Below are 3,607 nucleotides of genomic sequence, written 5' to 3' on the forward strand. Positions count from 1 at the left end.
ATCCAGATGAACTGCTGGCCATCAGGCCGGCAAGCCAAGTAGCTATCGGTTCGATCCCCGGAAGGGAAGGGCCGGCCACCGAAATCCGCTTGCTCCAACGCGGCAACCTGATCAAGCCGATGTCGCGGCCGGGCACCTGTCGTTCCGGCATGTCGCTTCCCTCGCCCTAGTGGTCGTCGCCTCCGCAATGGCCGGACAGCCGCCGGTCCATTATGCCGCCCGCTATCGCATCCCACGAGGACCATCATGACCGCCGCCCTACAACCCTCAGAACCGGCATTGGCCACCGACCGTGCCCGTCGCGGCGGCCGCGCTGGAAAGCGCGCCGGCGGCTCGGCCGCGTTCGAGCAGCCGGCTTTTCGCCAGTTGAAGAACCCGCTGGCGCCAACCAGGCTGGTCTCCGACGACGAGCTGGAATCGATTCACCTCGCTTCCCTGCGCGTGCTGCGGGAAATCGGCGTCGACGTGCTGCATGACGAGGCCCGCAGCATCATGAAGGCGCATGGCGCCGACGTGCGTGACGGTTCAGAGCGGGTGCGCTTCGACAGCGACATGATCCTCGACCTGGTGTCGCACTGCCCGTCGGAATTCACCATCCATGCCCGCAATCCTGCGCACAATGTGCGCTTTGGCGGCAACAATGTGATCGTCTCGATGATGGCGTCGGCGCCCAATTGCTCCGACATCGATCGCGGCCGCCGGCCCGGCAACCAGCAGGACTACCGCAATTTCTTAAAACTCGCGCAGATGCACAACATTCTGAACTGCACGGGCGGCTACCCGGTCGAGCCGACCGATATCCATCCATCCGTCCGCCATCTCGAATGCATCCGCGATCTCAGTGTGCTCACCGACAAGGTGTTCCACATCTATTCGCTCGGCAAGGAACGCAATGTCGACGGCATCGAGATCGCCAGGATCGCGCGCGGCATCAGCCACGAGCAGATGCTCGAAGAGCCGTCCGTCTTCACCATCATCAACACCAATTCGCCGCTCAAGCTCGACGTGCCGATGATGGAAGGCATCATCCAGATGTCGAGCAAGGGCCAGGTCGTCGTCGTGACGCCGTTCACCCTGTCGGGTGCGATGGCGCCTGTCACCATCGCCGGCGCACTGGTGCAGCAGAACGCGGAGGCGCTTGCCGGCATCGCCTTCGCCCAGATGGTGCGCAAGGGCGCCCCCGTTGGATATGGCGGCTTCACCTCCAATGTCGACATGAAGTCCGGTTCACCGGCGTTCGGCACGCCGGAATACATGAAGGCGCAGCTCGTCGGCGGCCAGCTTGCCCGCCGCTACAACATCCCCTACCGCACCTCCAACACCTGCGCCGCCAACACGGTCGACGCGCAGGCGGCTTATGAAAGCGTATTCTCGCTGTGGGGTGCCATCCAGGGCGGCGGCAACCTGATGATGCATGCCGCCGGCTGGCTCGAGGGCGGCCTGCGCTGCTCCTACGAGAAGACCATCCTGGACATCGACCTGCTGCAGATGGTGGCCGAATTCCTGACCCCGCTCGACCTTTCCGAAGAGGCACTCGGCTTCGACGCCATCCAGTCGGTCGGCCCGGGCGGCCATTTCTTCGGCACCCAGCACACGCAGGACCGCTACAAGACCGCCTTCTACTCGCCGATCCTCTCCGACTGGCGCAATTACGAGACCTGGGCGGAAGCCGGCTCCCCGACGGCGCTCGAAAAGGCCAACAAGGTCTGGAAGGAGCGGCTGGCGTCCTATGAGGAGCCTTACATGGACCCGGCCATCCACGAGGAACTCAACGCCTTCGTCGCCAAGCGGCGGTCCGAGGGCGGCGCGCCGACCGATTTTTGATCATCTGTGTTGTTGATGAACAGTCGACCCCCACTCCGTCGAGCTGCGCTCGACACCTCTCCCCCGATCCACGGGGTAGAGGAAGGGCGCGAGCTTATACCGGCTAGCGCCCTTCCTCTCCCTCCGGAGGGGAGAGAGGTGGCGCTGCGAAGCAGCGACGGAGTGGGGGAAGCCATTCACGAAACACGCAGCCGTCGCGAAACAGGCACGCCCCACTCCCCCGATTCAATCTCTCCAAAAGCGGACCTATCTTGATGAAATCTCACGTAAAAGCGGTTGTCATCGGCGGCGGCGTCGTCGGCTGCTCGGTTCTCTACCACCTGGCCAAGGCCGGCTGGACCGACATCATGCTGATCGAGCGCTCTGAACTCACATCCGGCTCGTCCTGGCACGCGGCGGGCGGCTTCCACACGCTGAACGGCGACCCCAACGTCGCCAAGCTGCAGGCCTATACGGTGCAGCTCTACAAGGAGATCGAGGAGATATCCGGCCAGTCCTGCTCGCTGCATTTGACCGGCGGCGTGATGATGGCCGATACGCCCGAGCGCATGGACTTCCTGCGCCTTGCCCACGCCAAGGGCCGCTATCTCGGCATGGACACAGAGCTGATCACCCCTTCCGAAGCCAAGGCGATGTTCCCGCTGATGGACGAGACCAATTTCGTCGGCGCCATGTGGGATCCGGTCGAAGGCCATCTCGACCCGTCCGGCACCACCATCGCCTATTCAAAGGCGGCGAAAAAACTCGGCGCCGAGATCGTGCTGCGCAACCGCGTCGTGGAATTGACGCAGGAGGTCGACGGCACCTGGAATGTCGTCACCGAACAGGGCACGGTGAAGGCCGAGCATGTCGTCAACTGCGGCGGCCTGTGGGCGCGCGAGATCGGCCGCATGGTCGGCGTCGAGCTGCCGGTTCTTGCCATGGAGCACATGTATCTGCTCACCGAGCCGATGCCGGAGGTCGAGGAATTCAACAAGTCGACCGGCCGCGAAATGATCGGCGTGCTCGACTTCAAGGGCGAGATCTACACCCGCCAGGAGCGCAACGGCATCCTGCTCGGCACCTATGAAAAAGCCTGTAAGCCATGGTCGCCGGTCAACACGCCGTGGGATTTCGGCCATGAATTGCTGCCCCCCGACCTCGACCGCATCGCGCTGTCGCTGGAAATCGGCTTCAAGCATTTCCCCGGCATCGAGAAGGCCGGCATCAAGCAGATCATCAACGGCCCCTTCACCTTCGCACTGGACGGCAACCCGCTGGTCGGCCCGGTGCAGGGCCTGACCAATTTCTGGTGCGCCTGCGCCGTGATGGCCGGCTTCAGCCAAGGCGGCGGCGTCGGTCTGGCGCTGTCGAACTGGATGGTGCATGGCGATCCTGGCTTCGATGTCTGGGGCATGGATGTTACACGCTTCGGTGAATGGGCCGGCCTGCGCTACACCAACGCCAAGGTGCGGGAAAACTATTCGCGCCGCTTCTCCATCCGCTTCCCCAATGAGGAACTGCCGGCGGCACGTCCGGCGCAGACGACGCCGCTCTACGACACGATGCTGGCCAGCAACGCGGTCATGGGCGACAGCTGGGGCCTCGAAACCCCGCTCTGGTTCGCACCTGAAGGCAAGGAACCCAGGGATATCGTCTCCTTCCATCGCTCCAACGATTTTGGGCCGATCGGCGAGGAAGTGCGCGCCACGCGTGAGCGCGTCGGCGTCACCGAGATCGCCAATTTTGCCAAATACGAAGTCTCGGGACCCGCGGCCGAGGATTTCCTCAACCGGCTGATGAC

General features: G+C 63.6%; 2 protein-coding genes. Both read left to right on the plus strand.

Features of this window, described 5'->3' with window-relative positions; all coding sequences use genetic code 11:
• Positions 1 to 246 precede the first annotated feature (246 nt).
• Positions 247 to 1,824 (plus strand): trimethylamine methyltransferase family protein, encoded by a 1,578-nt coding sequence (locus EN932_RS31480; protein WP_127384787.1) that lies wholly within the window; start codon positions 247 to 249, stop codon positions 1,822 to 1,824.
• 254 nt (positions 1,825 to 2,078) lie between these two features.
• A partial coding sequence (locus EN932_RS31485; RefSeq protein ID WP_164890718.1) for an FAD-binding oxidoreductase occupies positions 2,079 to 3,607 on the plus strand: 1,529 nt, incomplete at its 3' end.

Origin of the sequence: Mesorhizobium sp. M7A.F.Ca.US.002.01.1.1, from assembly GCF_004022955.1 — a bacterium.
In the GTDB taxonomy this organism is placed as follows: Bacteria; Pseudomonadota; Alphaproteobacteria; order Rhizobiales; family Rhizobiaceae; genus Mesorhizobium; species Mesorhizobium ciceri.

Coding starts and splice junctions, on each gene's coding strand:
- EN932_RS31480 (WP_127384787.1), top strand. CDS start 247: ATGACCGCCGCCCTACAACCCTCAGAACCGGCATTGGCCACCGACCGT.